The 23,173-nt window shown below is 68.3% G+C and carries 17 protein-coding genes; 10 read left to right on the forward strand and 7 right to left on the reverse strand.

The window, feature by feature from the left end:
• The first annotated feature begins 109 nt into the window (after positions 1-109).
• From eccCa to ACFYSH_RS04375, 6 genes are all read left to right on the forward strand, one after another.
• Positions 110-4,078 carry a type VII secretion protein EccCa gene (eccCa, locus tag ACFYSH_RS04350; protein WP_359475346.1) on the forward strand — a complete coding sequence of 1,323 codons (3,969 nt, stop codon included), beginning with the start codon at positions 110-112 and terminating at the stop codon, positions 4,076-4,078.
• Positions 4,079-4,232: 154 nt separating this feature from the next.
• A complete protein-coding gene (locus ACFYSH_RS04355; protein WP_388750861.1) occupies positions 4,233-4,709 on the forward strand; it encodes a hypothetical protein in 477 nt (158 codons plus the stop codon).
• Positions 4,709-7,018, forward strand: coding sequence for a hypothetical protein (locus ACFYSH_RS04360; protein ID WP_359475352.1), 2,310 nt, complete (start codon positions 4,709-4,711; stop codon positions 7,016-7,018). The genes ACFYSH_RS04355 and ACFYSH_RS04360 overlap by 1 nt, the downstream gene beginning before the upstream one ends.
• Before the next feature lie 3 nt (positions 7,019-7,021).
• Positions 7,022-7,645: a hypothetical protein gene (locus ACFYSH_RS04365; protein WP_359475355.1), complete on the forward strand. Its 624-nt coding sequence runs from the start codon at positions 7,022-7,024 to the stop codon at positions 7,643-7,645.
• A 160-nt stretch (positions 7,646-7,805) separates the two neighbouring features.
• The gene (locus ACFYSH_RS04370; protein WP_359475358.1) at positions 7,806-8,408 is read left to right on the forward strand and encodes a hypothetical protein; all 603 of its coding nucleotides are present in this window, start codon (positions 7,806-7,808) and stop codon (positions 8,406-8,408) included.
• Between the two features lie 470 nt (positions 8,409-8,878).
• Complete coding sequence (locus tag ACFYSH_RS04375) at positions 8,879-9,949, forward strand: (+)-(1(10)E,4E,6S,7R)-germacradien-6-ol synthase (protein WP_359475361.1); 1,071 nt, start codon at positions 8,879-8,881, stop codon at positions 9,947-9,949.
• Between the two features lie 132 nt (positions 9,950-10,081).
• Here the strand turns inward: ACFYSH_RS04375 and ACFYSH_RS04380 are convergent, their stop codons facing one another.
• From ACFYSH_RS04380 to eccB, 7 genes are all read right to left on the reverse strand, one after another.
• Positions 10,082-10,381 (reverse strand): WXG100 family type VII secretion target, encoded by a 300-nt coding sequence (locus ACFYSH_RS04380; protein WP_351276343.1) that lies wholly within the window; start codon positions 10,379-10,381, stop codon positions 10,082-10,084.
• A 63-nt stretch (positions 10,382-10,444) separates the two neighbouring features.
• Positions 10,445-10,819 (reverse strand): WXG100 family type VII secretion target, encoded by a 375-nt coding sequence (locus ACFYSH_RS04385; protein ID WP_359475365.1) that lies wholly within the window; start codon positions 10,817-10,819, stop codon positions 10,445-10,447.
• 76 nt (positions 10,820-10,895) lie between these two features.
• Positions 10,896-12,155 carry a S8 family serine peptidase gene (locus tag ACFYSH_RS04390; RefSeq protein WP_359475368.1) on the reverse strand — a complete coding sequence of 420 codons (1,260 nt, stop codon included), beginning with the start codon at positions 12,153-12,155 and terminating at the stop codon, positions 10,896-10,898.
• 25 nt (positions 12,156-12,180) lie between these two features.
• Positions 12,181-13,902, reverse strand: coding sequence for a hypothetical protein (locus ACFYSH_RS04395; protein ID WP_388750864.1), 1,722 nt, complete (start codon positions 13,900-13,902; stop codon positions 12,181-12,183).
• On the reverse strand, positions 13,902-14,354 hold the full coding sequence (locus ACFYSH_RS04400) for a hypothetical protein (RefSeq protein WP_388750866.1): 453 nt from the start codon (positions 14,352-14,354) through the stop codon (positions 13,902-13,904). Before ACFYSH_RS04400 ends, ACFYSH_RS04395 begins: the two co-directional genes overlap by 1 nt.
• 164 nt (positions 14,355-14,518) lie before the next feature.
• Entirely contained in the window at positions 14,519-15,772 is a 1,254-nt protein-coding gene (gene mycP / locus ACFYSH_RS04405) for a type VII secretion-associated serine protease mycosin (RefSeq protein WP_388750868.1), read from the reverse strand.
• A gap of 11 nt (positions 15,773-15,783) precedes the next feature.
• Entirely contained in the window at positions 15,784-17,316 is a 1,533-nt protein-coding gene (gene eccB / locus ACFYSH_RS04410; protein ID WP_359475379.1) for a type VII secretion protein EccB, read from the reverse strand.
• 183 nt (positions 17,317-17,499) lie between these two features.
• Between eccB and eccE the strand changes: the two genes are divergently transcribed.
• The 4 genes from eccE (at position 17,500) to ACFYSH_RS04430 (ending at position 23,066) form a co-directional block, all read left to right on the forward strand.
• Positions 17,500-18,840 (forward strand): type VII secretion protein EccE, encoded by a 1,341-nt coding sequence (gene eccE / locus ACFYSH_RS04415; protein WP_388750870.1) that lies wholly within the window; start codon positions 17,500-17,502, stop codon positions 18,838-18,840.
• The gene (locus ACFYSH_RS04420; protein WP_359475384.1) at positions 18,837-19,547 is read left to right on the forward strand and encodes a hypothetical protein; all 711 of its coding nucleotides are present in this window, start codon (positions 18,837-18,839) and stop codon (positions 19,545-19,547) included. The genes eccE and ACFYSH_RS04420 overlap by 4 nt, the downstream gene beginning before the upstream one ends.
• An 84-nt stretch (positions 19,548-19,631) precedes the next feature.
• A complete protein-coding gene (locus ACFYSH_RS04425; RefSeq protein ID WP_351276327.1) occupies positions 19,632-19,865 on the forward strand; it encodes a DUF397 domain-containing protein in 234 nt (77 codons plus the stop codon).
• Between the two features lie 366 nt (positions 19,866-20,231).
• Positions 20,232-23,066 carry an SCO5717 family growth-regulating ATPase gene (locus ACFYSH_RS04430; protein ID WP_388750872.1) on the forward strand — a complete coding sequence of 945 codons (2,835 nt, stop codon included), beginning with the start codon at positions 20,232-20,234 and terminating at the stop codon, positions 23,064-23,066.
• Positions 23,067-23,173 lie beyond the last annotated feature (107 nt).

Genomic DNA, 23,173 nt, shown 5'->3' on the forward strand with positions numbered 1-23,173 from the left:
ACCGCCCTCGGGTCACCGGGTACGCCAGTAGGATCCTCCCGCGTACGGAACCCGTCGCCACGGGGGCGCCGATAGGAACAGTTCCGTCCGGCAAGGGAATTGGTGAGCTGTGAGCCAGATCGTCGTCAAGCGCCCACCGCGGGCCCTCCCCTCCGAAGTTCCGGGCGAGCAGGTGCAGTTGCAACCTCCGCCCGAGTTGCCCCGGGGGCAGCAGGAGGGGGTGATGATGCAGTTGCTGCCGATGCTCGGCATGGGTGGTTCCGTCGTCTTCTTCTTCATGACGCCGAACCCGATCATGCGGATCATGGGCATGATCATGATCGCGTCGACGGTCGCGATGGCCATCGCGATGATCATCCGCTTCCGCCGCGGCACCCAGGGCCAGCTCGCGGACATGCGGCGCGACTATCTCAAGTACCTGACGCAGACCCGGCGCGCCGTACTGCGGACCGCCCGGCAGCAGCGTGACGCGCAGTTCTATCTGCACCCGTCCCCGGAGCAGCTGTGGGCGCTCGTGGCCGAAGGCAGCCGGGTGTGGGAGCGCCGTGTCGGGGACGCCGACTTCGCCCACGTACGCATCGGTCTCGGCAGCCAGGAGCTGGCCACACCGCTCGTCGCGCCCGACACCGCGCCGGTCGATGAGCTGGAGCCGCTGACAGCCGGGGCGATGCAGCAGTTCCTGACGACCCACAGCACGCTGGACGGGCTGCCGATGGCGGTCTCGCTCCGCGCCTTCTACCACCTGACGATCAGCGGCGAGGCGGAATCCGCGCGTGCCACGGCCCGCGCGATGGTCGGTGCGCTCGCCTCGCTGCACTCCCCCGAGGACCTGGTCATCGCCGTCGCGACCGGCCGGGACGCCGCTCCCCGCTGGGAGTGGACGAAGTGGCTTCCGCACGTCCAGGTGCCGGGAGCGATCGACGGCGCCGGCAGCCGCCGCCTGATCAGCACGAGTGTCGCGGAGCTGGAGGAGCTGCTCGCGGGCCGCCTCGACGGCCGGCCGCGCTTCCAGCCGGGCGGTCAGCCGATCCTCGACCTGCCGCACGTCGTCGTCGTCCTCGACGGCGAGTCCGTACCGGCGACGTCCGCGCTGGCGGCGGCCGAGGGCCTTCAGGGCGTGACGGTCGTCGAGATCGTCACGGGCCAGGTCAACGGAGCGCGCGGCGGTCTCTCCATCGTGGTCGATCCCCACTCGCTGCGGCTGGAGTCGGGGCACGGCCTGGTGTACGACGGTCTTCCCGACCTGCTGAGCCATGAGGCCGCGGAAGCACTGGCGCGGCAGCTGGCCCCGCTCCACGTGGCCTCCGGCGGGGACGACGACGAACCGCTGCTCGCCAACCTGGAGTTCACCGATCTGCTGAATCTCGGTGACGCGGCGTCGGTCGACGTCAGCCGGACCTGGCGGGCACGCTCGCAGGCGGAGCGGCTCCGGGTGCCGATCGGCGTGGGCGAGGACGGCGGCCCGGTGATGCTGGACCTCAAGGAGGCGGCGCAGGAGGGCATGGGGCCGCACGGCCTGTGTGTCGGCGCCACCGGTTCCGGCAAGTCCGAACTGCTCCGCACGCTCGTACTGGGCCTTGCCGTCACCCACACCTCGGAGACGCTGAACTTCGTCCTCGCCGACTTCAAGGGTGGTGCCACCTTCGCCGGTATGGCACAGATGCCCCATGTCGCAGCGGTGATCACCAACCTCGCGGACGACCTGACGCTGGTGGACCGCATGGGCGACTCCATCAGCGGCGAACTCAACCGCCGCCAGGAGATGCTGCGCGACGCCGGCAACTACGCCAACATCCACGACTACGAGAAGGCGCGGGCCGCGGGCGCCCCGCTGCAGCCCATCCCGTCGCTCGTCCTGGTCATCGACGAGTTCAGCGAGCTGCTGACCGCCAAGCCGGACTTCATCGAGATGTTCGTGCAGATCGGCCGTATCGGCCGTTCGCTGGGCGTCCACCTGCTGCTGGCCTCGCAGCGCCTCGAGGAGGGGCGGCTGCGCGGCCTGGAGACCTATCTCTCGTACCGGATCGGTCTGCGTACGTTCTCCGCCGGTGAGTCCCGTGCCGCGCTGGGCGTTCCCGATGCCTATCACCTGCCCAACGTCCCCGGTTCGGGCTATCTGAAGTACGGCACGGACGAGATGGTGCGCTTCAAGGCGGCCTACGTCTCCGGGGTGTACCGCTCCGGAGACCGGCCGGCCGCGTCCTCCGGTCCGCTGCCGGTGGACCGCAGGCCCGTGGTGTTCACCGCGGCTCCGGTGCCGGTGCGTTACGTACAGCCGACGGCGCCGACCGGCGTACCCGACGCGCGTACGTCCGAGGACGACGCCCTGGCCGACACGGTGCTCGACGTGATCGTGCGCCGGCTGGAGGGCCGGGGGGCCTCCGCACACCAGGTGTGGCTGCCGCCGCTGGACAACCCGCCGTCGCTGGACGAGCTCCTGCCGGGGCTCTCCCCCGTCGAGGGACGGGGGCTGACCCAGCCCGGGTTCGAGGGCGCGGGGCGTCTCGTCGTACCGCTGGGTGTGGTCGACAAGCCGTACGAGCAGCGCCGCGACACGCTCTACCGGGACTTTTCCGGTGCGGCGGGCCACATGCAGATCACCGGCGGGCCGCAGTCGGGCAAGTCCACGCTGCTGCGCACGCTCATCGCGGGCTTCGCCCTCACCCACACCCCGCAGGAGGTCCAGTTCTACGGGCTCGACTTCGGTGGCGGCGGCCTGTCCTCCGTCGCCGGTCTCCCGCATGTCGGAGGGGTCGCGTCCCGGCTCGACCCCGAGCGGGTGCGTCGTACGGTCGCCGAGGTGTACGGGATCATGGCGCGCCGCGAGGAGTACTTCCGCAGCGCGGGCATCGACTCCATCGCCACCTTCCGACGGCTGCGGGCGCGCGGCGAGATCTCGGTGACGGATCAGCCGTGGGGTGACGTCTTCCTGCTCATCGACGGCTGGGGCAACTTCCGCACGGACTACGAGGCCCTGGAATCGGCGGCCATGGACATCGCGCAGCGCGGTCTCGGTTACGGCATCCATCTGATCGTCACGGCGTCGCGTTCCATGGAGGTCCGGGCGAACCTGAAGGACCACCTGATGAACCGGCTCGAGCTGCGCCTCGGTGACGTCATGGACTCCGAACTGGACCGCAAGGCCGCGGTCAACGTGCCCGCCGGCGTGCCCGGACGCGGTCTCACGCCGGAGAAGCTGCACTTCATGGCCGCTGTACCGCGGATCGACGGCATCAACTCCGACAGCGACCTCTCCGAGGCCACGGCCGCCATGAACCAGGAGGTCGCCCGGCACTGGACCGCGGCGCCCGCCCCCGCGGTCCGTCTGCTGCCCCGCGAACTCCCGGCCCGCGAGCTGCCGTCGGGCTACGCCCAGCCGGAGCGGGGCATCGCGTTCGGTATCGACGAGAACAACCTGGAGCCTGTCTTCCTCGACTTCGAACGGGACCCCTTCTTCCTGGTGTTCGGCGAGAGCGAGTCCGGCAAGTCCAATCTGCTGCGCCTGCTCATCAAACAGCTGACCGAGCGGTACGACGGGAGCGAGGCCAAGTTCTTCGTCATCGACAACCGGCGAGCGCTCCTTGACGTCACCCCCGCGACGCACCTGGCGGAGTACGTGCCCATGTCCAACAACATGGACCACCACGCGGACGCGCTGTACGACCTCATGAAGCGTCGTACGCCCTCGCCCGAAGTCACCGCCCAGGAGCTCCGCGACCGCAGCTGGTGGAGCGGTCCGACGGTGTACGTGGTCGTCGACGACTACGACCTGGTGTCGACGTCCAGCGGTAACCCGCTGGCCAAGCTCACCGAGATGCTGCCGTTCTCCCGCGATGTCGGCGTGCGGTTCATCATCGCCCGCAGCACGGCGGGGGCGGGCCGCGCTCTCTACGAGCCCTTCATGCAGCGCATGCTGGAACTGGGTGCGCAGGGCCTGATGCTCTCCGGCGACCCCATCGAGGGAGACATCCTCGGCAACGTACGACCGCGCCCGATGCCCCCGGGGCGCGGGGTCTTCGTCACCCGGCGACGCGGTAATCCACTGGTGCAGTCCGGGCTCCTGGACGGACAGCGGTAACAGTGGGCGGGGCGGCGTGCTCCCACCGGTTCACGGTCGGGACGCGCTGCCCCGCCCTCCTTCCTTCCCTCACGCGGCGGACCACCGCCCGTATCCCGGCAGAACAACGATGCAGGAAGTCCGGCGTCGCCGGCACACACTGGAGGTTCCACCCATGGCATGGGCCGAGTGGGAGCAGCTGAAGGCCGACGCGGTCGCCAACAGCGGCGCGCATATGCAGCTCAACAAAGCCGGGGACGGTGGCGGTGGCGGTGGCGGCAAGAAGGGTGACCTCACGGTCAACGACACCGCCCTTTCGGACGTCCGTGACGAGGCTTCGAAGCTGAACACCCGACTGTGGAAAGAGGGGCGCGTAGCCGTCCCCACCAGCGAGACCGCCGCCGGCAACCTCACCAGTCAGGGGTTCGATCTCGGTGGTGCCCTCCAGCACGTGGCAGACCGATGGGACGTACAGCTCAAGTCCCTCATGGACGCGTGCGGGCATATAGCGAACCACATGGACTTCACGAAGTACGTGCATCAGGGCGACGATCAGTACGTCAGGAGCAGGGTCAGCAGCATCGCCGCGCTCGACCAGGCATTCGACGACCACAACGCGCCCAAGGGTGAGAAGAACAAGGCGGACAACTGATGGACCTCGAGACCCTGCGCTTCGCCAAGTTCGGGCAGCTGGACTCGGCCGTCACCGACTGGTCGACCATGGTGACCAACCTCGCCACCCTCAAAGGGGATGCCAGGGACGGTCTCAAGGCGAAAGCTGACAAGGCCGACTGGTCGGGCGAGAACGCCAATGTCACCAAAGGGTTCGTCGACAAGACCGTGCGCGAGTTCGAAGACGCCCACAAGCAGGCCAAGTCCCTGTGGAGCATCCTCAAGGACACGCGCGACGAGTTGAAGGTGTACCAAGGGCAGCTAAACGACGCCCTGGAACGCGGGCTGAAGAAGAACCTCACGGTCACCACGACAGGTGGTGGTGGTTTCACGGTCACGATGAACATCCACCCGGACCGTGCGGCCAAGGGGACGACTGTGCCCGACCACGGCCAGAGCGACGTCACAGCGCTCCGCGACGAGCTGCAGAAGATACTCGACAAGGCCACCGAGAGCGACCGCACGGGTTCCGCCGCCCTCAAAGCCCTTGCGGACCAGGCCGATCTCGGATTCTCGGGCGCCGAGTACAAGGACCGGGACACCGCGGCCGACGCGATCAAGCAGGCCGACGAGCTCTCGGCGCTCGCGAAGAAGAACCCCGAGGACCTCACGGTCAAGGAGTTCGACAAGCTGAATGCCGGGCTGGAGAAGATGTCGGGCGACGAACTGTTCTCCGCCCGCTTCGCGGAGAACCTGGGAGCCCAGGGAACGCTTGACTTCTGGGCGGGGCTGAACGACCCCCATCGCGCCTATGACATCGGCCGGCAGAGGGTCGACCAGTACGACGAACTGCAGAAGAACCTGAGCCTCACCCTGGCGACCGCCAGTCAGAGCGACACACAGGGAATGACGACCTGGAAGCGCGACATGGTGGATCTCGGCAGCCAGCCGATCTCCAAGAACTCCGGCACCCTGGGCTTCCAGGTGATGAGCAACCTGATGCGCTGGGGGAACTACGACAACAAGTTCCTGGATGACTACGGCAATGAGCTGATCAAGACCGAGAAGAAGTTCACCGACAACGGACGCCACGGCGCCTGGACGCACATGGGGATGGACCCTCTCCTCAACCGGACCGGTTCCGACTCGGGGTCGGACCCGATGACCGGCTTCATGAAGGCCCTCTCGAACAGCCCAGACGCTGCGACCGAGTTCTTCAGCGACACCTTCGTGACGAAGGACGAGGACCACGACTTCAAGGAAGACACCGACGGGGACGGCAACAAGGGGATGAGGGAGCTCAGCAACTTCGACTACCTCTTCGGGGAGCGTGACTGGCCGCAGGACCAGAACGACAAGGGTGACGACAGCATCGCCGGGCGGAACAACATGGCTCTGGCCCTCGAGGCAGCGACGACCGGTCACCCCGCCGGAGAAATGCCCACAGCGGATACGCCTGCACACAACGCACAGCAGGCAGCGCTGACGAAGAGCCTGATCGAAGCGATCTCGGAGAAGCCCGCTCTCCTGGGCGGCCACAGTTACATGTCCGACAGCATCGGGCAGATCGCCGCTGAATATATGCCCGATATTCATCGGTCGCTGAACGCGAACCAAGAAGGCGAGGAGAACCTCTTCCCCATCGCCGGATCTGCGGCCGCAGTGGACGAACCCGACACTGCCCGCTTCCTGTACATGCTGGGCCAGAATCCTGAGGGTTACGCAGCAGTCAGCGCCGGCCAGCACAGCTACACGACGCACCTGATGGAATACCACTTCCGGAACCCCGACGCTTTCATTACCGACCCCGGATTCTCACAGAACGATAACCTGAAGCAGACAATCACACTGACCGCTGAAGTGGCCGGGGAAATCCAGGGGACCATCGGGGCAGGCCGATCATACGAAGCAGAAGTCGAAGGAGGGGCGAAGGACGCTGACTACAACAAGGCGATCGAGGCAACGAGTACCTGGGTCGGAAGCGCTGTTGGCATCGGTATCGGCATAGGGACAGCTCCCATGCTCGGCCCTGGCGGGATCGTCGCAGGTGGAGTGGCCGGCACTGCGGCAGACACAATCATCGGCGCCCTTACAGAAGGCTCCATGAAGGATAGCTCGGGAGAAGTTATCTACCGCAACGGTCAAGAGATGGGTGCCACCAAGGTGTCGACCTACGAGCTTGTCGAGACGGCAGCCAAGGAAGCCGGCGAGCAGTCCGGAAACCCATCACCGAATATCGTCGCCTCTGTGGCGTCCGCCGCAGAAAAGGGATTCAACAGCGCCAGCGCCAACACTCATTCGTATATTGATGGTGAGGGAATGCCTGCAAAGCTCGAGGAGAAGAAGTAAGTCATGAGCAAAACTAAGGGCCGTATTATCACAGCCAGCCTGGTTGCAGCTGTAGCTTTGACGACCGGCGGCGCCTACCTGTTCGAACTTCCACCGTTCGAGGGCGTCGGGGACATTGAGGCAGGAGACGTCTGCGAGAATCTCGGCCCCCCAGACAAGGCCGTCCCCGCCATCCGAGAAATGGCACCTCCGGAACCAAGTTACTCGTTCGTCGAACAGAAGAATCAAGGATCGGTGGACTTCTTCTTTTCCGGATGCTCCGGCAGGACGGAAAACTCGGAGTTTCTGATCACCAGAACCGAACCCACCATGCTGGGAAACAGCACCTTCGAGTCCTGGAGCAGTGGGCCTGCAAGCAAGATGGTAGAGACCGAGAACCCGAAGAACTTCGACCGCTTCAACACTGCTGCGGACACGTGGGGAGTTGTGTCGAAGCGCAAGGCCGCAATAGTCACCCCTTGCTTCAGCCACGGCCATCAGGGCCTGACAACCATTGTCTTGTTGCGGAGTTCAGCAGAGCCGGAGAGAACAGCCGACAGGTACCGTCAGGAGTTGATCGATCTGGCGATCGGCACCGCTGAATTCGCACACAAGGACGCTGGCTGCACTCTCCCTTTCAAGGTTTAGCAGAGTGGCCCGCCGGGGGCTTCTCGCGTGGGCCGGCCTCCTGAGACAAGGAACCCACGACTCAGACAAACTTGCCGCGAAAGTCAGAAACGCCACTGCGGCTGCGATGTGACAGCTTTCGAGGTGCGGGGTACGAACTCCGGGAGTAGAGGACAGGGCATTGAATGCAATGGTCGTGGTCGTTTTCGTGCTGGCAACCGGACTCGTGGCCATGGGCTGCGTCAAAGCGGACCGGATCCGTGGGTGGCGCGAATCGTTCAATCCCTCGGCACCGGAGCTTTCCGGTTCAGCCTTTGTGGCCGCGCGCGTCGTCCTCTTCGGGATGGCGGGGATCGGCGTCTTCTCCGCGTTCCAGTTGATGGCCGTGTCCGCAGATGCGGAGTGGAGCGATGACGAACTGTCCAGTGCGGTCAGCCAGGCCACGGCAGAGCTGGACGGCACCTCCCGTCTCGGCGAGATCTTCGGTGACGACAGCGGCTTCAACCAGGAGTTCGCGAAAATGATCGAGGAAGAGGTCGTCGAGAACGGCGGTGGTGGCGCCCCGCAGAGTGGGGTGGACGCCGGCGCCGCAGCATCCAACAAGCCCTCCGACGCCGACTACACGGTCATGGCCTCGGGCGCGGACGCGGCTTTCTGCGTGCATGTCGTACGAACCCGGTCGAAGGACGGGGACTACGAGCCCCCTGGCGTGGCAGGCGGAGCCGGCTCGGTGACCATCCCGAAGTACGACTTCGCGGTGACGAGCCGTGAAGGCGAGTGCTGAGGGCGACCTGAGCCCGCTGTGCCGCTCCCCGGCCAAGGGGCCTCTTCCGCAGGCTCGATGGTGGGGCCTGGCCGGTTCCGGCCCTCTGGCGCGACCGCGACGTGTACCACGGCTACCGGCATCGGCGGCCGGCGCCCAGCACCGGGCCGCCGCCGGACTGTGCTCGGCCGGAGCGAGGACCGGCCGAGTCGGAACGTCGTACCCCACCGCCGAATCGGTGAATCCCGACATGGCAAGAGGCACTTTCGGGCCAACGGCACGCCGAGATCGGTCACCCGCAAGCGATGCGCGATCAACCGCTTTCCCACATCTCGCAGATGTCGACGACGTGGGCAGATTCCGGGCCCGAGGCTGGCAAGGACAGTCGTCCTCCAGCCAAGCAGGCTTGAAATGGTTGTACATGTTCCTCGTGTGCCTTGCTAACTTCCGGGGCTCAGAGGCATTGCACAGCACGTGTGAAAGGGCGATACATGACCTCCCCGACTTCAGCGCCGAAGATCCCTCAGCTGTGGGTCCCCCTCCCTTCGGGGATCCACCCGAGTTGGCGTGAGATCGACGAACGCTCGGCCGCCTGGCTCGATCGATTCGGTCTCTACTCCGACCGGACGCAACGCGAACGGCTGACGCGCATCTCCGTGGGGGAGATCACTGGTCGCGGTGCCCCTTCGGGCCGGCTCTCCGCGTTGCAGTGGACTTCGGACTTCCTCATGTGGCTCTTCGCGTTCGACGACGAGTTCTGCGACGAGGGTCCGGTCGCGGCCTCACCGGACGCCACCCTGCTCATCATCACCAGACTGCAGCGCGTCGTCGACGTCCCCTGGGTGGCGCCCACCGACGACAACTACAGCTCCGCGCTCCTCGAGTTACGCCTGCGGCTCGACGGTTTGACCACGCCCGTCCAGACCGCCCGCTGGGCCGCCAGCTTCCGCGCCTACCTCCAGGGCCAGATCTGGATGGCCGCCAACAGCGCCCAGGGGCGGATTCCCAGCCTCTCCGATCATCTGGCAGTCCGGCTCGACTCCTCCGGAGTCAAGATCTTCTCGACACTCAGCGAGATCATCCACGGATACGATCTCCCCGCGGCCGACTACGAGCGTCACGACGTCCGCGCGTTCGTCGAGGTATTCGCCTCGATCATCGGCTGGTCCAACGACCTGGTCTCCTACCACAAGGAAAGCCGGCGCAGCCAGGACGGATACGGGAACATCGTCGACCTGATCGCGTACGAGCAGAAGTGCACCGTCGACGAGGCCGTGACCGAGACCGCCATGATGCACACCCGCGCCATGGCTCTCTATCTCCGCCTCCGCGACCAGATCCTGCGCGAAGCCGGCCCTGAACTCCGCCGGTGGGTCACGGACTGCGACTCCTGGATCCGTGCCGACTACGACTGGTCCTTGACCACCCATCGCTACGTCAATCCGGAGGACCCCGCTGACCTTCCCGCAGGGAGCGCCGCCTCGCCCTTCCAGGAACGAGAAGTGGACCAGCCTCTGCCGATCACCAGCATCGCCTGGTGGTGGAATCTGGTGGAGGGCTGACGGCCTCGTGTCACTGCTGTGCGGCCGGCCGAGTACGAGGCGCTCGAGCCAGGGAATGACATGACACAGGTCAGGGTGGGCACCTCCCGTGCGTGCCCACCCTGACCTGTCTGCTCCGCTTCGCAGAGCGCTTTACTCGAAGTTGGCCCGCGCCCGCTTGTCGCCGCCCTGGTAGGCCGCACCTGCGTCGCGCACCTTGCGGGAGATCTCGGTCAGGGCCTTCTCGATCGCCTCGGCGTCACGGTCCCAACCGGCCCGCGACTGGTCGTACGCCGTCTTGGCCTCGCCCACCCAGAGCTCGGACGCACTGGCAACCACTCGCTTGATCGCCGCGAGGTCCTCCTGAAGCTGCCTGCTCTGCCGGTCGATGTCACCGGCGGCCTGCTCCAGGCTCGAATAAGTGACAACCATCGTGCCGTCGTTGGTCGGCATACGGTCCTCCAGTTCAATCTAGTTCGATGTGATGGTCCGTACGAGGTACGGATGCCGGAAGGCTCAGAGGGAGTTGAGCGCCGAGGGCGGAGGGGTGATCGCAGCGGTCCTGGCCTCCGCGCCGGCCGAGTGGCCTTCGACGACGTCGACACCCTGGAGGGCCGCCTTGATCTCGTCTTCGGTGTTGCCCGAAATGACGCGCGCCGCCTTGATGGCTTCCTGGAAGTTGGCCAGCCGGACGGCGATGTTGCCCATCCTCCGGTTGACTTCGTCCTGCTTACTGTTGAAGGCGGCGGCGCCAATGCCCTTCCAGGCGCCTTCCAGGCTGTCGATCGTCCCCTGCAGCGTCTTGATCTGGGCCTTCACGGAGTCGAATCGCCTGCCGAGCTCGTTCTCGATCTTGATGAGCGCATCATCTGAAAGCTTCTGATCTGCCATGGTGCTGGCTTCCCTTCTGGTGCTCTTCTTCGGTCCGGCACAAGCGCCGGGAGTGCGTATGAGGAACTACGGTCAGTCAGGCGGTACGCCGCCTGCGAGCCAGCAGGAAACCGCCGACGCCGAGTACGAGTACTACGGCCGCTCCACCGAGGATCAGGCCGAGTTGACTGTCGTCGCTCTTCTCCGTGCTGGAGCCTGCCATGGCTGTGTCCTCAGCCTTCTCCTTCTCCGCGGGCTGTGACGAAGCTGATGCGGATGCGGCAGGCGAGGCTGCGGAACCGGACGTCTTCTCCTTGGTGAGAGGGCTGATGTCCGGGGCGCCAGGGGAACCCGTGCCCTTGAGGATGTTGACAGCCGGGCGAATGATGCCGTGACCGAGGTAGTTACTGAGCGTGCCCTTCTCCCAGTCACCTCGCCCAGCGGTGTCGAAGAGAACGTTGAGGACCTGGTTCGCTGTCCACTCCGGGTGGGCGGACCAGATCAGAGCGGCGGCGGCTGACGTGATGGCCGTGGCGGCGCTGGTCCCGCCATTCCCCTGGCAGTAACGATCGAATTTCTCGTCGCACCAGAAAGGAAGGTCGTCACCGGGTGCAGCGATGTCCACGAAATCACCGTGCTGGGATGTCGCGGACACCTTGCCCTGTCGATCGGTCGCTCCGACACCGACGACTTCTGGGTAGGCTGCCGGGTAGATCGGCTTGTTGCCCTTTTCAGCCTCATTACCCACAGCCGAGAAGAAAAGCTTCCCCTTGCTGTGGGCGTATTTCACTGCTTCGATCTCTCGATCCATGGTGAATTCGCTGCCGAACGACATACTGATGATCTGCGCGTCACTGTCAGCAGCGGCCCGGATCGAGTCCGCAGTATCGTAAGCATTGACAGAATTGTCATTCTGGAACTGAGTGTCGGCGACTCTCATCGGGATGATCTTCGCTCCGGGAGCAAGGCCTTTCAGGCCCCCGCCCTGACCGGTGCCCGCGATCAGCTCAGCCATCGTGGTTCCGTGGCCGTTGTAGTCGTCGGTTTCGTCCCCGTCGGCTCCGGTGGCATCGAGGCCCTTGAGGACCTGCCCCTTCAGCGAAGGTGTCGACGAGTTGACTCCCGTGTCGATGACAGCGACCTTGATGCCCTCACCCGTAGTCGTCTTCCACATCTCTTCGGCGTACATGGGACCGAGGTACCACTGCTTCGACTGCGCGTCTGCGGCGACCGCGGCCGGGGCAGCCCCGGCGAATCCCAGACTCCAGGCAGCGGCCACGGCCGTCGTGCCGAGCAGGCGCCCTCTCAGTCCGAGTGGCATACGGCGTTTCCGGGTCTGGCTCATTCCTGCGGTCATCCTGACTTCCGAATCTTCCGTGTGTCTACTCGATCACCGGCGGTGCGGCTCTCCGCCGGCCGGCCTCCCACGTTTCTCTGTCTTCCGTCAGGTAGTCCGGGCGTGGCGTGCCGTCGTCCCGGTCCTCGTCCCCGGAATCCCTCCGGCCCGCAGGGCCACGTACAAGACCCGCGCCGCCTGCGGTGAACCCCTTCGCGCCGGCGCCCGGTCGCGCAGCGCCTCCTCGGGGCGTGCCCACGACGCCGTTGGTACTGGGAGTACCTCGCCCACCTGGGCGCGACGCGCTGCTCGTGCCTCCGGTTCCGATGACGCCCCGCTGGCCGAAGCCACCGGCCGAGCCGGCCGCCCGTGACGCTCCCCCGGATCCGATGACGGTGCCGCGCGGGACACCACGAGTACCCGTCGGCATCCCCGCGCCCGCAGCGGCCCGCTGTGGGGTGCCGCCGACGATGCCGCTTCGGCCTGCACTCGAGCCGGCAGCGCCGGGCGTACCTGCATGACCTGCTGCTACGGGCCTGCCTCCGGTGACGCCGGACCGGCCGGCGGCGGGGGTCTGCGGGCCGCCACCAGCACGTCCAGCGGCTCCGGAAGCCGAACCACCGGCCAGCGGTGTGGGACGCCCCATCGGGGGTCCGCTACGGCCGCTTGCTGCGGAGCCACCCCCGGAGGGGCCACCCGTTCGTACCTGACCGACAGCTTTGGGTGTGCCCGTTGCTGTCGGGGACGCCCGTGGGCTGCTGGTCACGGGGTTCACGAAGCCGTTCGCCATGGGCGGAGTGGAGCCTCCCCCAGGCGCGGGTGAGCTCGTACTCGGTTGCGGAGACGGCGTGCCGGGGGAAGTCACCGGGGCCGGCGGAGTGGCGACGCTGTTGATCTCGGTCGAGGTGCTCCGGTCCGGAACGGGCGCCACCGCCACAGGCGTCTCGTAGCCACGGCCGCTTGTCGAAGAGCCCTGACCGCCCGTCGTCGCGTGCGTCGTCCCGCCTCCGGCGTCCACGCTGCCGGACGACCCCGAGCCCGTCGACGATGCGGCGCCCGGCTCTTCCAGCCCGCGCCTTCCCTCCGACGGCCTGGGCATCGCCACATCGAGCTTCTTCTCGAACCGAGGCGGCTCCTGCGCCGCCAGGGTCTCCTCCGAGACCGCGTAGTACGAAGCCAGCCGGTTGGCCTGGTTGATGGCCTCCTGGCGGTCCTCCTCGACCTTCACCGCCGCCTCGTACTCCGCGTTGCCCTCGACCCGCTTCGGGGTCTCGACCTCGTCGGGGGTCTTACGGACAAGGCGGCTGTCACGCGGGGGGAGGGAGCTGCGTACGGAAGCGAGCCCCGTGCCCGCGACCGTGATCTGCGTACCTGCCACATCCGCGAAGGCGCCCAGCTTGTTGGCGTGGGCGACCAGGCCGTTGCCCCAGTCGCGGAAGGCGGTGCCGGACTCGCCACGCCAGTCGACGCCCTTGATGAAGGTCTCCAGCTCCTCCGCCGCTTCCTTGATCGCGTCCCTGGCCTGCCAGAGCGCCTTGCCCGCTTCTTCGAGCTGCTCCGGCTTGGACTGCTCGATCAGATCGATCATGGCGTTGAGCTCATGGCCTTCGAAGGAGGTCCGCCCCGAGAGGCCGGAGCCCCCGAAGGCCTCCATCACGTTCCCCACCACACGGCCGACGTCGGTGACGACCAACTGTCCCTGGACGCGTCCCTCGTCCTGCTTCTGCTGTTGCGCAGGCGTCAGTTCCGGCTGCTTCTCGTCGCTCATCAGCTGTCACCCAAGTCGTCGTAGGCAGAGCCGGTCCTGCTGTCGGAGCGAGGCTGCTCAGGCTGGTCCTTCTTCTCGCCCTGCGCCCGCTTCCGTTCCTCCTCGAGGTCCATCCGGATCTCGTGGAACCGCCGCCGGGTGTCGTCGTCGACGTTGTCGAAACCGACCGCCGCCGCGTGCACACCGAGGCTCAGATACTCGATCTGGTCGCCCAGGGACTTCGACAGCGTCACGAGCGATTCATGGACCCGGTTGTACTGGGTGTAAAGGCCATCCGCTTCTGCGAAGCAGGTGTTCTGGCCGCTGAAGGCGGTGCGCGACACTTCCTGTGCCGCGATCTTCGACTTGCCGGCCGGTGAGCTCTCGAGGTTCGCCAGCAACGTGTTCACGCTTTTCTGGAACTTCTCCAAGGCGCCTACCCCGCGCCGGAGATCCCCTTCGCCTTCAGTCACGCTGCTGCCCTTCCCCGTTTCCCCGTTTACTCCGTCCGGATCGCGTTGCTATTGCACCTGCGCGAACAGGACTGAGCCCATGGCATCACTGTAGCCAATGGTCCTGACAGGACCAACTGTCTTGTCCATCACGTGACTTCCGGCGTCACCGGTCGTTCCGCACCTCACGCACCGCCCGGTCGGCCCTGTCGCCGCTGTCTGTCGCGCATCGTCACGGCCGCGCCCGCGATGGTGGCGACCAGCACTCCCCCGCCGACCACGACATAGGTCGCGAGCCTGGCGTTGCGTTCGTCGGCGGTTTCGCCCAGGTGGATCGCTGCGGGGACCGGCGCCTCGCCCTTGCTCACGCCCTCGTGCGCCACCGGCTTCTCGATGGGCTTGTCGTCTTCGGTCAGGGCGCGCACGGGGTCCACGACGCCCCAGCCGACCAGACGGTCGTGGCCCGCGATCGAGCGCTCCGCCGTCTGCTCGATCTGGGCGACGATCTGCTCCTGCGTCCAGTCCTTGTGCTTGGCCTTGATGAGGGCCGCGACTCCGGCGACGTACGGGGCCGAGAAGCTGGTGCCGTTGTCCGAGCAGTGTCCTCCGCCCGGGACCGTGGAGATCATGTCCACGCCTGGCGCCGCTACACCCACGAAGTCACCGGACTGGGAGAAGGCCGCACGTTCGTTGTTGCGGTCCGAGGAGGCGACGGCCAGGACGCCGGCGTACGAGGCCGGATAGGTCTCCTTGACCTTTCCGCCCAACCCGTCGTTGCCGGCCGAGGCGACGACCACGATCTCCTTGGCCAGGGCGGCGTTCACCGCCTCCTCCAGGAGCGGCGTGGGCTTCACCGCGTTGGCCGTGTCCTGGGAGATGTTGATGATGTCCGCGTCCGCCTGGTCGGCGGCGTAACGGATGGCCCCCGCCAGGCTCTCCGCGGTCCCGTGGCCCTCGGCGTCGTTCTGCTGGATCGGGATGATCGTCGCGTCCGGGGCCAGGCCGGTGAATCCGGTGCCCTCCGCCTCGCGCGCGGCGATGATGCCGGCGACCTTGGTGCCGTGGCCGACCAGGTCCGTGGTGCCGTTCTCCTTGCCGCGCTCGACCTTGTTGCCGTTCTCGTCCTTGAGGTTCTTCGGCAGGAAGTTGCGGCCGCTCCCGGCGTCCACGGCCTTCGTCAGCTGAGCGTTCTTGACGTCGACGCCGGTGTCGATGACCGCCACCCGCACACCTTTGCCGGTGGACTGTTCCCACAGTTCGTCCATCAGCACGCGTTGCAGGGCCCAGGGACGGCCCGCGTACTTCTTCGAGGGGAAGGTGCACTGGGTGGAGTCGTCCGCGGCCGCCGTCGGCACCGGCAGCGTGACGAGGAGGACTCCGGTGGCGGCCACGGCTGTCAGCAGTCGCCGGGAGTGCGTGGAAGCGGGGTGCGTGGTCACGTCGTCGCTCCTCACGAGCCCTGCGGCTGGCGGGCGGCGCCCGTCGAGAGGCGAGGACCGGTCGGCAGGAAGGCTGACCAGGCGGCGGGGACGGGCGCGGGATCGACGTCCTTGTAACCGAGTTGACTCTGCGCCTGCCGTGCCTCCTGCCGCCGCTGGTCCCGCTCCTCCTTCGTGCCGGATTCACCGATGCCGGAGTCGTCCCCCACGCTGTCCCCGTTGGACTGCATGGCATAGCGCAGACCGGTGTCGGTCACCAGGAAGAGAGGGCCTGACGCAGGATCGGACCCCTTGAACTGACGGAAGAGCTGGCCGGATCCGGGGGTGACGTAGGCACTGCTGGAGCCGGTGGGGAGCGTGGCGGGAAAGACCGTCCCCACCCAGGTGCTGAGCGTGCCCGCTCCGCTCTCCTCGGAGACGCCGCGCAGGACGTTGCACACGGTGTTACGGCTTCCGCTGTCCGTGCTCGCGGAGTTGACGGGCGTCGGCTCGCTCGTGGGCCAGTCCCTCTCCTGTCCGAACGCCTCCCCGGGCTCGAAGGCTCCGGCGCTGACGTGCTTCGCCTTGCCGTCCGGGTTGAGGCTGACCAGCGCGCGACTGTTGAGCAGGAGTTTGGCGACGAAGTCGGACACAGGGGCGACCCGGCCTTCCAGGACCACGTACTGCTGCGTCCTGGTGCCGGCGGTGGCCGCGAGGATCCTGCCCACCTTGTCGTCCTCGGGCTGCAACTTTCCTGGAACACCCGCTTCGGCACCGGGAGTTCCCTCGATGGACGGGAAGGTGACGGCGTCCCCGGTGTGCAGCGTGGCGAGCCAGTCGGCGGACACCCGCTGGGGGGTGCGGCCCTGGTCGACCAAGGTGCGCAGCAGCAGCTCGTCGTTCTCCACCGCGTACGCCTTGCCCTTGGCGTCCACGAGGTAGCGGGTCCTGTCGGGGCCAGGGCCCTCGACGTACATCACTTCGCCGCCCCGCAGCTTGCCCGTGCCCTCGGTCCTCTTCTGCTCGCGCTCGGCGAAGACGAACGCGGCCTTCTGTATGGCCCTGCCGCCTTCGCCGGGCCGCTCGCAGACCGCCCAGCGCTTCGCGGAGCCGGCTTCGGTCTTGTCGGGCAGGCGGTCAGGCGCGTACGGGATGCCGAGGGTCGCACCGTGCGGGATCTTGCCGCTGTCGAGGATCGATTCGTCGACGTTGACGACCTTGCCCTTGTCCGGGGCGAGGAGGAGCTTGGCGCTGGACATGTTGAGCACCGGGTGGAGCTGCGTCTTGCCGTCGGTCTTCAACACCACGTAACGAGTAGTGGATTTGCTGGCGATGATGACGTTCTCGTAAGGGGTGTCCCATTTCTGGGGGGCGACCGGCTTGAACATCCCCCAGGCTCCGAACACCGCGAGGACGACCACGCCGACGATCGCTCCTGGCACCACCGCCCTCAGGGGGCGGGGAGCACCCTCTTCCGAGCCGGACGGGTGGGGCTGCAGGAACTGTGCGACCAACCTCCGCTTCGCGAAGGTGTAGGCATTGAGTTCGTCCCGCCGTGATGCCATGTGCGCGCTGCCCCTTCTCCCCAGTGGGCGACCAGGTTCCCACACCCTCCGTGGGCCGCTGCCCCCGATCGGGACCCCTACTATGCCTGTTGGCACTTGGCTCTCACCGCTCAGGTAGGGTGATCGCCCGATCAACGCCCGTGAAAAAAACGATGAATACGGACACGAGGGGGCAACGCGGCAATGGGTGCAGCGACGGGCGAGCGCACGAGGCGGTCCACCCACCGAACGTCCCGCTCTTCCCGGCGGCAACGCAGCAACGCGCCTGACGGCGCCGCCCCCCACCGGCCGGCGGACGCTCCTGCCGCGACCACCCTCCAGTCGATCTCCAGGACCGGCCGCGCCGGGCCCGCGCTGCGACAGATGGTGCTCATCGAAGCAGCCCTGGCAGTCGTCGTGGTCGGGGCGGCCCTCGGCGGTGCGTGGCTGGTCCCCGCCGGCGTGATCGCGTGCCTGCTGATCCTCCTCGCGGTGGTCCGCCGCCGTGGCCGGGCCATGCAGGACTGGCTTTCGACGGTGTCGTCCCTCCGCCGGCGCAGGCGTACGGTCGCGGCGCCCACCGCCGAGACGGAGCCGCAGCTGGCACCGGTGGCGGAGAACGTGCCGGGATTCGCTCCCTACATCTACGTGGACGGCGCCCGCCGCACCGTGGGCATGGTCGGGGACGGCACGTTCCTCACCGCGGTCGTGCGGGTCGAGGCGAGCGGTGAGTCGCTCCGTCAGGCAATGGGCGCCCGGGCTCTTCCGCTGTCCCTCCTGGGCGACGCGCTCTCGGTGGACGACATCGTGCTGGAGTCCGCACAGCTCGTGCAGCAGGTACGGCCCGCTCCGGCGCCGCACCTGCCGGAGCGGTCGGTCGCCCGGCTCTCGTACGCACCCCTCCAGGACCGGACCGGGGCGCCCGCCCTGCGGATGACCTGGGTGGCGGTGAAGCTGGATCCGGAGCTGTGCCGGGAGGCCGTGGAAGCCCGCGGTGGCGGGATGGGGGGCGCTCAGCGCTGTCTGGTGCGGGTAGCGGACCATGTGGCGAGCCGGATCACCGGCGCCGGGTTCCGGGCCTCGGTACTTGACCAGGAGGAGCTGAACTCCGCCGTGGCCACGTCGGCGTGCGCCAACCCCATCCTGTCGGCTCGCGCCGGACGCCCGGACGCGGCGCCTCAGCGGCGTACGGCGGAGACGGCCCGGGTCTGGCGCTGTGACGACCGCTGGCACACCACCTACGCGGTGGACCGCTGGCCCGAACTGGGCCGGGGTGCGACTCCGCTCCCGCGGCTCGTGTCGCTGCTGACCTCCGTACCCGCGTACGCGACGACGTTCAGCCTGACGGTGCGCCGCGGTGCGCACCAGGGCCGTGTGTCGGTCCGCGGCCATGTACGGATCACCGGCGGCTCGGACACCGAACTCGTCGGCGTACGAAGGACCTTGGAGCAAGCCGCACGGCATGCGGAGGTCGGCCTCGTACGGCTGGACCGTGAACAGCTGCCGGGTGTGCTGGCCACGCTCCCGCTGGGAGGCGCGCAGTGACGAACCGCATCGTGCCGAGGCGTGGGCTCCTGGGCCCTCGTCATGCCGGACATACCTTGGCCGCCGACCACTTGGGCGCGCTGTCGCTGCCGGTGGGTGACGACGGTGTGATCATCGGCGATGACGCCGAAGGACGCCCGCAGATGATCGGGTTCCACCGGCCGACGCCGTACGACGTCCTGTTGATCGGCGGTCTGTGGACCGCGCAGGTGCTTGCGCTGCGTGCGGCCGCTACCGGTGCGCGGGTGGCGGTCGAGACGGGACGCACCCAGGCGTGGACGACGCTGGCGCAGGCAGCGGGTGCCGGTCTCGAGTGCGTCTCGCTCCACGACGTGGGCCGGGTACCGCCGACCGGGGCGACCGTGGGCAGCCCGGTGGTGGTGGTGCGCGACTGCGGCATGCGTCCGCCCCGCGGCCGGGTGGTGTCCTCGCCGTGGCAGTCCGTGCTGACGCTGTTGCCCTATCTGAGCCCGGTGGCGCCCCGGTTGATGCGGGCGGCGACGCTCGTGGGCATTCAGCGCGTGTCGCCGGCCGAGGCGGAGCAGATCGGCCGGATCCTGGGACTCGCACGCGCCGAGAGCGAGGCCCTGCCCACTCTGGCGGACGGCGTCACCCTCTGGGTGGCGGGCCGCGAGCGACACTGGGTGATGACCGGCGCGACGGATGTCGAGACGGGACTGCTGGGCAGCGCTCGCAGGATGGACTGAATCCTGTCCTGTTCACCCCCCGGATCCGCCGCTTTTCAGGATCATGGACGGGGAACGACACAGTTCGACCGAAGGGACGTGCGCATGGGCACCCAGCAGGAAAAGGACGAGCTCTACGCTCTCGACATCTCGGATGTGGAGTGGCTGAGCGCGCCCGGTACCGAAAACGTGGAGGAACGGGTCGAGATCGCCCATCTCCCGGGAGGCGCGGTCGCCATGCGCTCGTCGCTGGATCCGGAGACCGTGCTGCGCTACACGGAGGCGGAGTGGCGCGCGTTCGTGCTGGGCGCGCGGGATGGTGAATTCGACCTCACGTAGACGGCCTTGGGGCGCGGGGGCGGCTGTCCGGGGGGCCGCCTCCGCACTCGCCCCCAGCGCCGCCTCCGGCCCCGCTTCCGAGCCGCCTGCGGCCCCGCCCCGGTACACGACAAATACCCCGTTCCTGCACGTTCTTCCGTACTCGCCCCGCACGAGGCCCGTACGTGACCTACGGGACAGTTGCCGCTGGGCGATACGGCCTGCCGTAGTGCGCCCCATGGCGATTAGGGTGGGTGGGGGCGCGGCAGAGGAACCTGCGGGCAGGCACTGCGCGTCGCAAGGGGGAGAGCCGGGCGGACCGGACATCGGGAACGGTCGCCCCCACCCACCACGGCACAAGGGTGCTCGACCACACCAGGAGGCAAAGTGAACGGCGATCGGGACGAGATCAACGGGGGATGGAACACGCCCGTCGACGAGTCGTCCGACGCGGATCCCGCCGAGATGACGGGTGAGTTCACCATCGACTACACCCCGCCCGCCTGGTACACGCAGAGCGCGCCGGGTGACTCGTCGGGAGGAGCGGGGTCGCACCTGGCGCCGCCTCCGCCACCGCAGGGTGCGCCGGTTCCCGTACCGGGGCTGCCGGCCTCCGGCGGATTCGAGCCCGGTCGGCAGCCGGCGGCGCCGTCCGAAGCCGCGTCCGCCGCCTCGTCCGAACCGCCCTCCCCTTCCTTCTCGCCCGCTCCCTCGGCATCGACGCCGGTCACCCCCGCGTCGGTCACCCCTGCGTCGGTCACCCCTGCGTCGGGCTCCGCGGAGCCGGACGCCGTGAGCGGCGCTTTCGGTGGCGGCGACGTGGAGAGCGGCGCCACCATGCGGTTCTCCCCTGCCGCGCTGAAGCAGGAGATCGCCGAACGCGACGCGGCCAAGGCGGAGGCGGAGCCCACCGCGTCCGGTACCGGCGATCGCGCCGGGCTCACGCCCCCGGCCCCTTCGCCCGAGACCCACGCCGCGGACCCGGCCGGCCCGGTGGACGACCAGGCTTCGGACGCGGACGGCAGGACCGACGCCGTGGAAGCGGACGCGGACGGGGCGCAGGATCCCGCACGGGCAGCTGACGGCGAGCCGGACCCGGAGGACGAACAGGCCGACGAGCCCGCGGACCTCGGGACGGACGCGCCGCAGGGCACGCCGCCGGGCGGCGCTCCGTCCGCCGTCGCTCCGCAGGGGGCCGCGCCGTCGGACGCACCCGCCCCGTGGTCGCCCGCGCCTCCGGCGCAGGGCGCTCTGCCGCCGCTGCCGCCGGCCTTCCAGCCGGCCGCGCCGCAGCCGATCACGCCTCAGCCCGCGCAGCAGTGGCCCGCGCAGCAGCCCGCGCCGCCCCCCGGGGTGCCGGGAGGCTACGGATTCCCGCAGGCCCCGACGCCGCCACCGCCCGCGCAGCCGTCCCCGTCGGCGCCCCAGCAGCCGGCTCACCCCAACGCGTCCGCGCCGCAGGGCGGTTACGGGTTCCCGCAGGCATCCCAGCAGGGCGGTTACGGGTTCCCGCAGGCACCCCAGCAGTCCCCCGCTCAGGGCGCGCCCCCACTGCCGCCGGGCGCCCAGCCTCAGGGCGGGTACGGGTTCCCGGCTCCGGGTACCGGGCAGCAGCCTCAGTACCCCTCCCAGGGAGCCCCGCTCCCCCCGCAGATCCCTCAGCAGACGGCCCAGGGGACGCCGAACCTGCCCGCTCAGCATCAGGCTGAGGCCTATCAGCCCCAGCCGCCGACGCCGCACGCCCCGCAGGTCCCGCCCGTCGACCCGCGCACGGGGGCCGCCTGGCCGACGCCGGTCACCCATGACCAGCGCGAGCGTTCCGTGCCGGGCGCCCCGCTCGGTTACACGGCCGCCGTCGAACTGTCGTCGGACCGGCTGGTCCGGGGCAAGCAGAAGGCCAAGAGCAGCCGTACCCCGTCCGCCGCCTCCCGCTTCAAGCTGGGCGGGAAGAAGGAGGAGATCGAGCGGCAGCGCAAGCTGGACCTGATCCGCACTCCGGTGCTCTCGTGTTACCGCATCGCGGTGATCAGCCTCAAGGGCGGGGTCGGCAAGACCACGACGACCACCGCGCTCGGTTCGACCCTGGCCACCGAGCGGCAGGACAAGATCCTCGCCATCGACGCCAACCCGGACGCCGGCACCCTCGGCCGACGGGTGCGACGCGAGACCGGGGCGACCATCCGCGATCTGGTCCAGGCGATCCCGTACCTCAACTCGTACATGGACATCCGGCGCTTCACCTCGCAGGCGCCCTCCGGCCTGGAGATCCTTGCCAACGACGTGGACCCGGCGGTCTCCACGGCCTTCAACGACGAGGACTACCGCCGGGCGATCGACGTCCTGGGCAAGCAGTACCCGATCATTCTCACCGACTCGGGCACCGGTCTGCTCTACAGCGCGATGCGCGGCGTACTGGACCTCGCCGATCAGCTGATCATCATCTCGACGCCGTCCGTCGACGGCGCCTCCAGCGCGTCCACCACGCTGGACTGGCTGTCGGCGCACGGCTATGCGGAATTGGTGCAGCGCTCCCTGACCGTGATCTCCGGTGTCCGCGAGACCGGAAAGATGATCAAGGTCGACGACATCGTGCAGCACTTCGAGACCCGCTGCCGCGGCGTGGTGGTCGTCCCGTTCGACGAGCACCTGTCGGCCGGCGCCGAGGTCGACCTCGACATGATGCGCCCGAAGACCCGCGAGGCCTACTTCAACCTCTCCGCTCTCGTCGCGGAGGACTTCCAGCGGGCCCAGCAGCAGCAGGGTCTGTGGACGACGGACGGCAGCAACCCGCCGCCGCAGTTCGCACCGCCCATGCCGGGAGGGCAGCAGGCACCCGGCCAGCAGCCGTACGCGCCCCAGCCCGGCCCGTCGTACCCGGGTCAGCCGTACCCCGGTCAGCCGCAACAGCCGTACCCGCCCCAGCAGCCGTACGGGGGACAGCAGCCGTACCCCGGTCAGCCGCAGCAGCCGTATCCGGGACAGCAGCCTCCGACGCAGCAGCCGTACCCGCCGTACCCCGGCCCGGGTGCGCAGAACAACAGCTGGCAGCAGCAGCCGCCCTCCCCGGCGCAGGCCGGCGGTCACCCGGCCGGGCCGCCACCGCCGCCCGCGCAACACGATGGCCAGGCACATCAGCAGGGACAGCCCGAACTGCAAGGCCCCGTTCCGCCGGCGGGATGGCAACAGCACCCCCCGCAGCCACCGCCGGCGCCTCAGCAGTAGGGCAGTAGAGGTCTGAACCAATGAGGGCCCGCACCGTGCAGACGGTGCGGGCCCTCATTGCATTCCCGCAGACCACACGCGGTTTGACGGACCGTTGACGCGACTCG

This window comes from Streptomyces sp. NPDC005791, from assembly GCF_042871485.1.
Taxonomy (GTDB): Bacteria; Actinomycetota; Actinomycetes; order Streptomycetales; family Streptomycetaceae; genus Streptomyces.

What these genes read in the sequence shown, in the direction of transcription:
- ACFYSH_RS04355 (WP_388750861.1), top strand. Translation starts at nt 4,233, where the DNA reads ATGGCATGGGCCGAGTGGGAGCAGCTGAAGGCCGACGCGGTCGCCAAC.
- ACFYSH_RS04360 (WP_359475352.1), top strand. Translation starts at nt 4,709, where the DNA reads ATGGACCTCGAGACCCTGCGCTTCGCCAAGTTCGGGCAGCTGGACTCG.
- ACFYSH_RS04365 (WP_359475355.1), top strand. Translation starts at nt 7,022, where the DNA reads ATGAGCAAAACTAAGGGCCGTATTATCACAGCCAGCCTGGTTGCAGCT.
- ACFYSH_RS04375 (WP_359475361.1), top strand. Translation starts at nt 8,879, where the DNA reads ATGACCTCCCCGACTTCAGCGCCGAAGATCCCTCAGCTGTGGGTCCCC.
- ACFYSH_RS04380 (WP_351276343.1), bottom strand. Translation starts at nt 10,381, where the DNA reads ATGCCGACCAACGACGGCACGATGGTTGTCACTTATTCGAGCCTGGAG.
- ACFYSH_RS04385 (WP_359475365.1), bottom strand. Translation starts at nt 10,819, where the DNA reads ATGGCAGATCAGAAGCTTTCAGATGATGCGCTCATCAAGATCGAGAAC.
- ACFYSH_RS04390 (WP_359475368.1), bottom strand. Translation starts at nt 12,155, where the DNA reads ATGACCGCAGGAATGAGCCAGACCCGGAAACGCCGTATGCCACTCGGA.
- ACFYSH_RS04395 (WP_388750864.1), bottom strand. Translation starts at nt 13,902, where the DNA reads ATGAGCGACGAGAAGCAGCCGGAACTGACGCCTGCGCAACAGCAGAAG.
- eccB (WP_359475379.1), bottom strand. Translation starts at nt 17,316, where the DNA reads ATGGCATCACGGCGGGACGAACTCAATGCCTACACCTTCGCGAAGCGG.
- eccE (WP_388750870.1), top strand. Translation starts at nt 17,500, where the DNA reads ATGGGTGCAGCGACGGGCGAGCGCACGAGGCGGTCCACCCACCGAACG.
- ACFYSH_RS04425 (WP_351276327.1), top strand. Translation starts at nt 19,632, where the DNA reads ATGGGCACCCAGCAGGAAAAGGACGAGCTCTACGCTCTCGACATCTCG.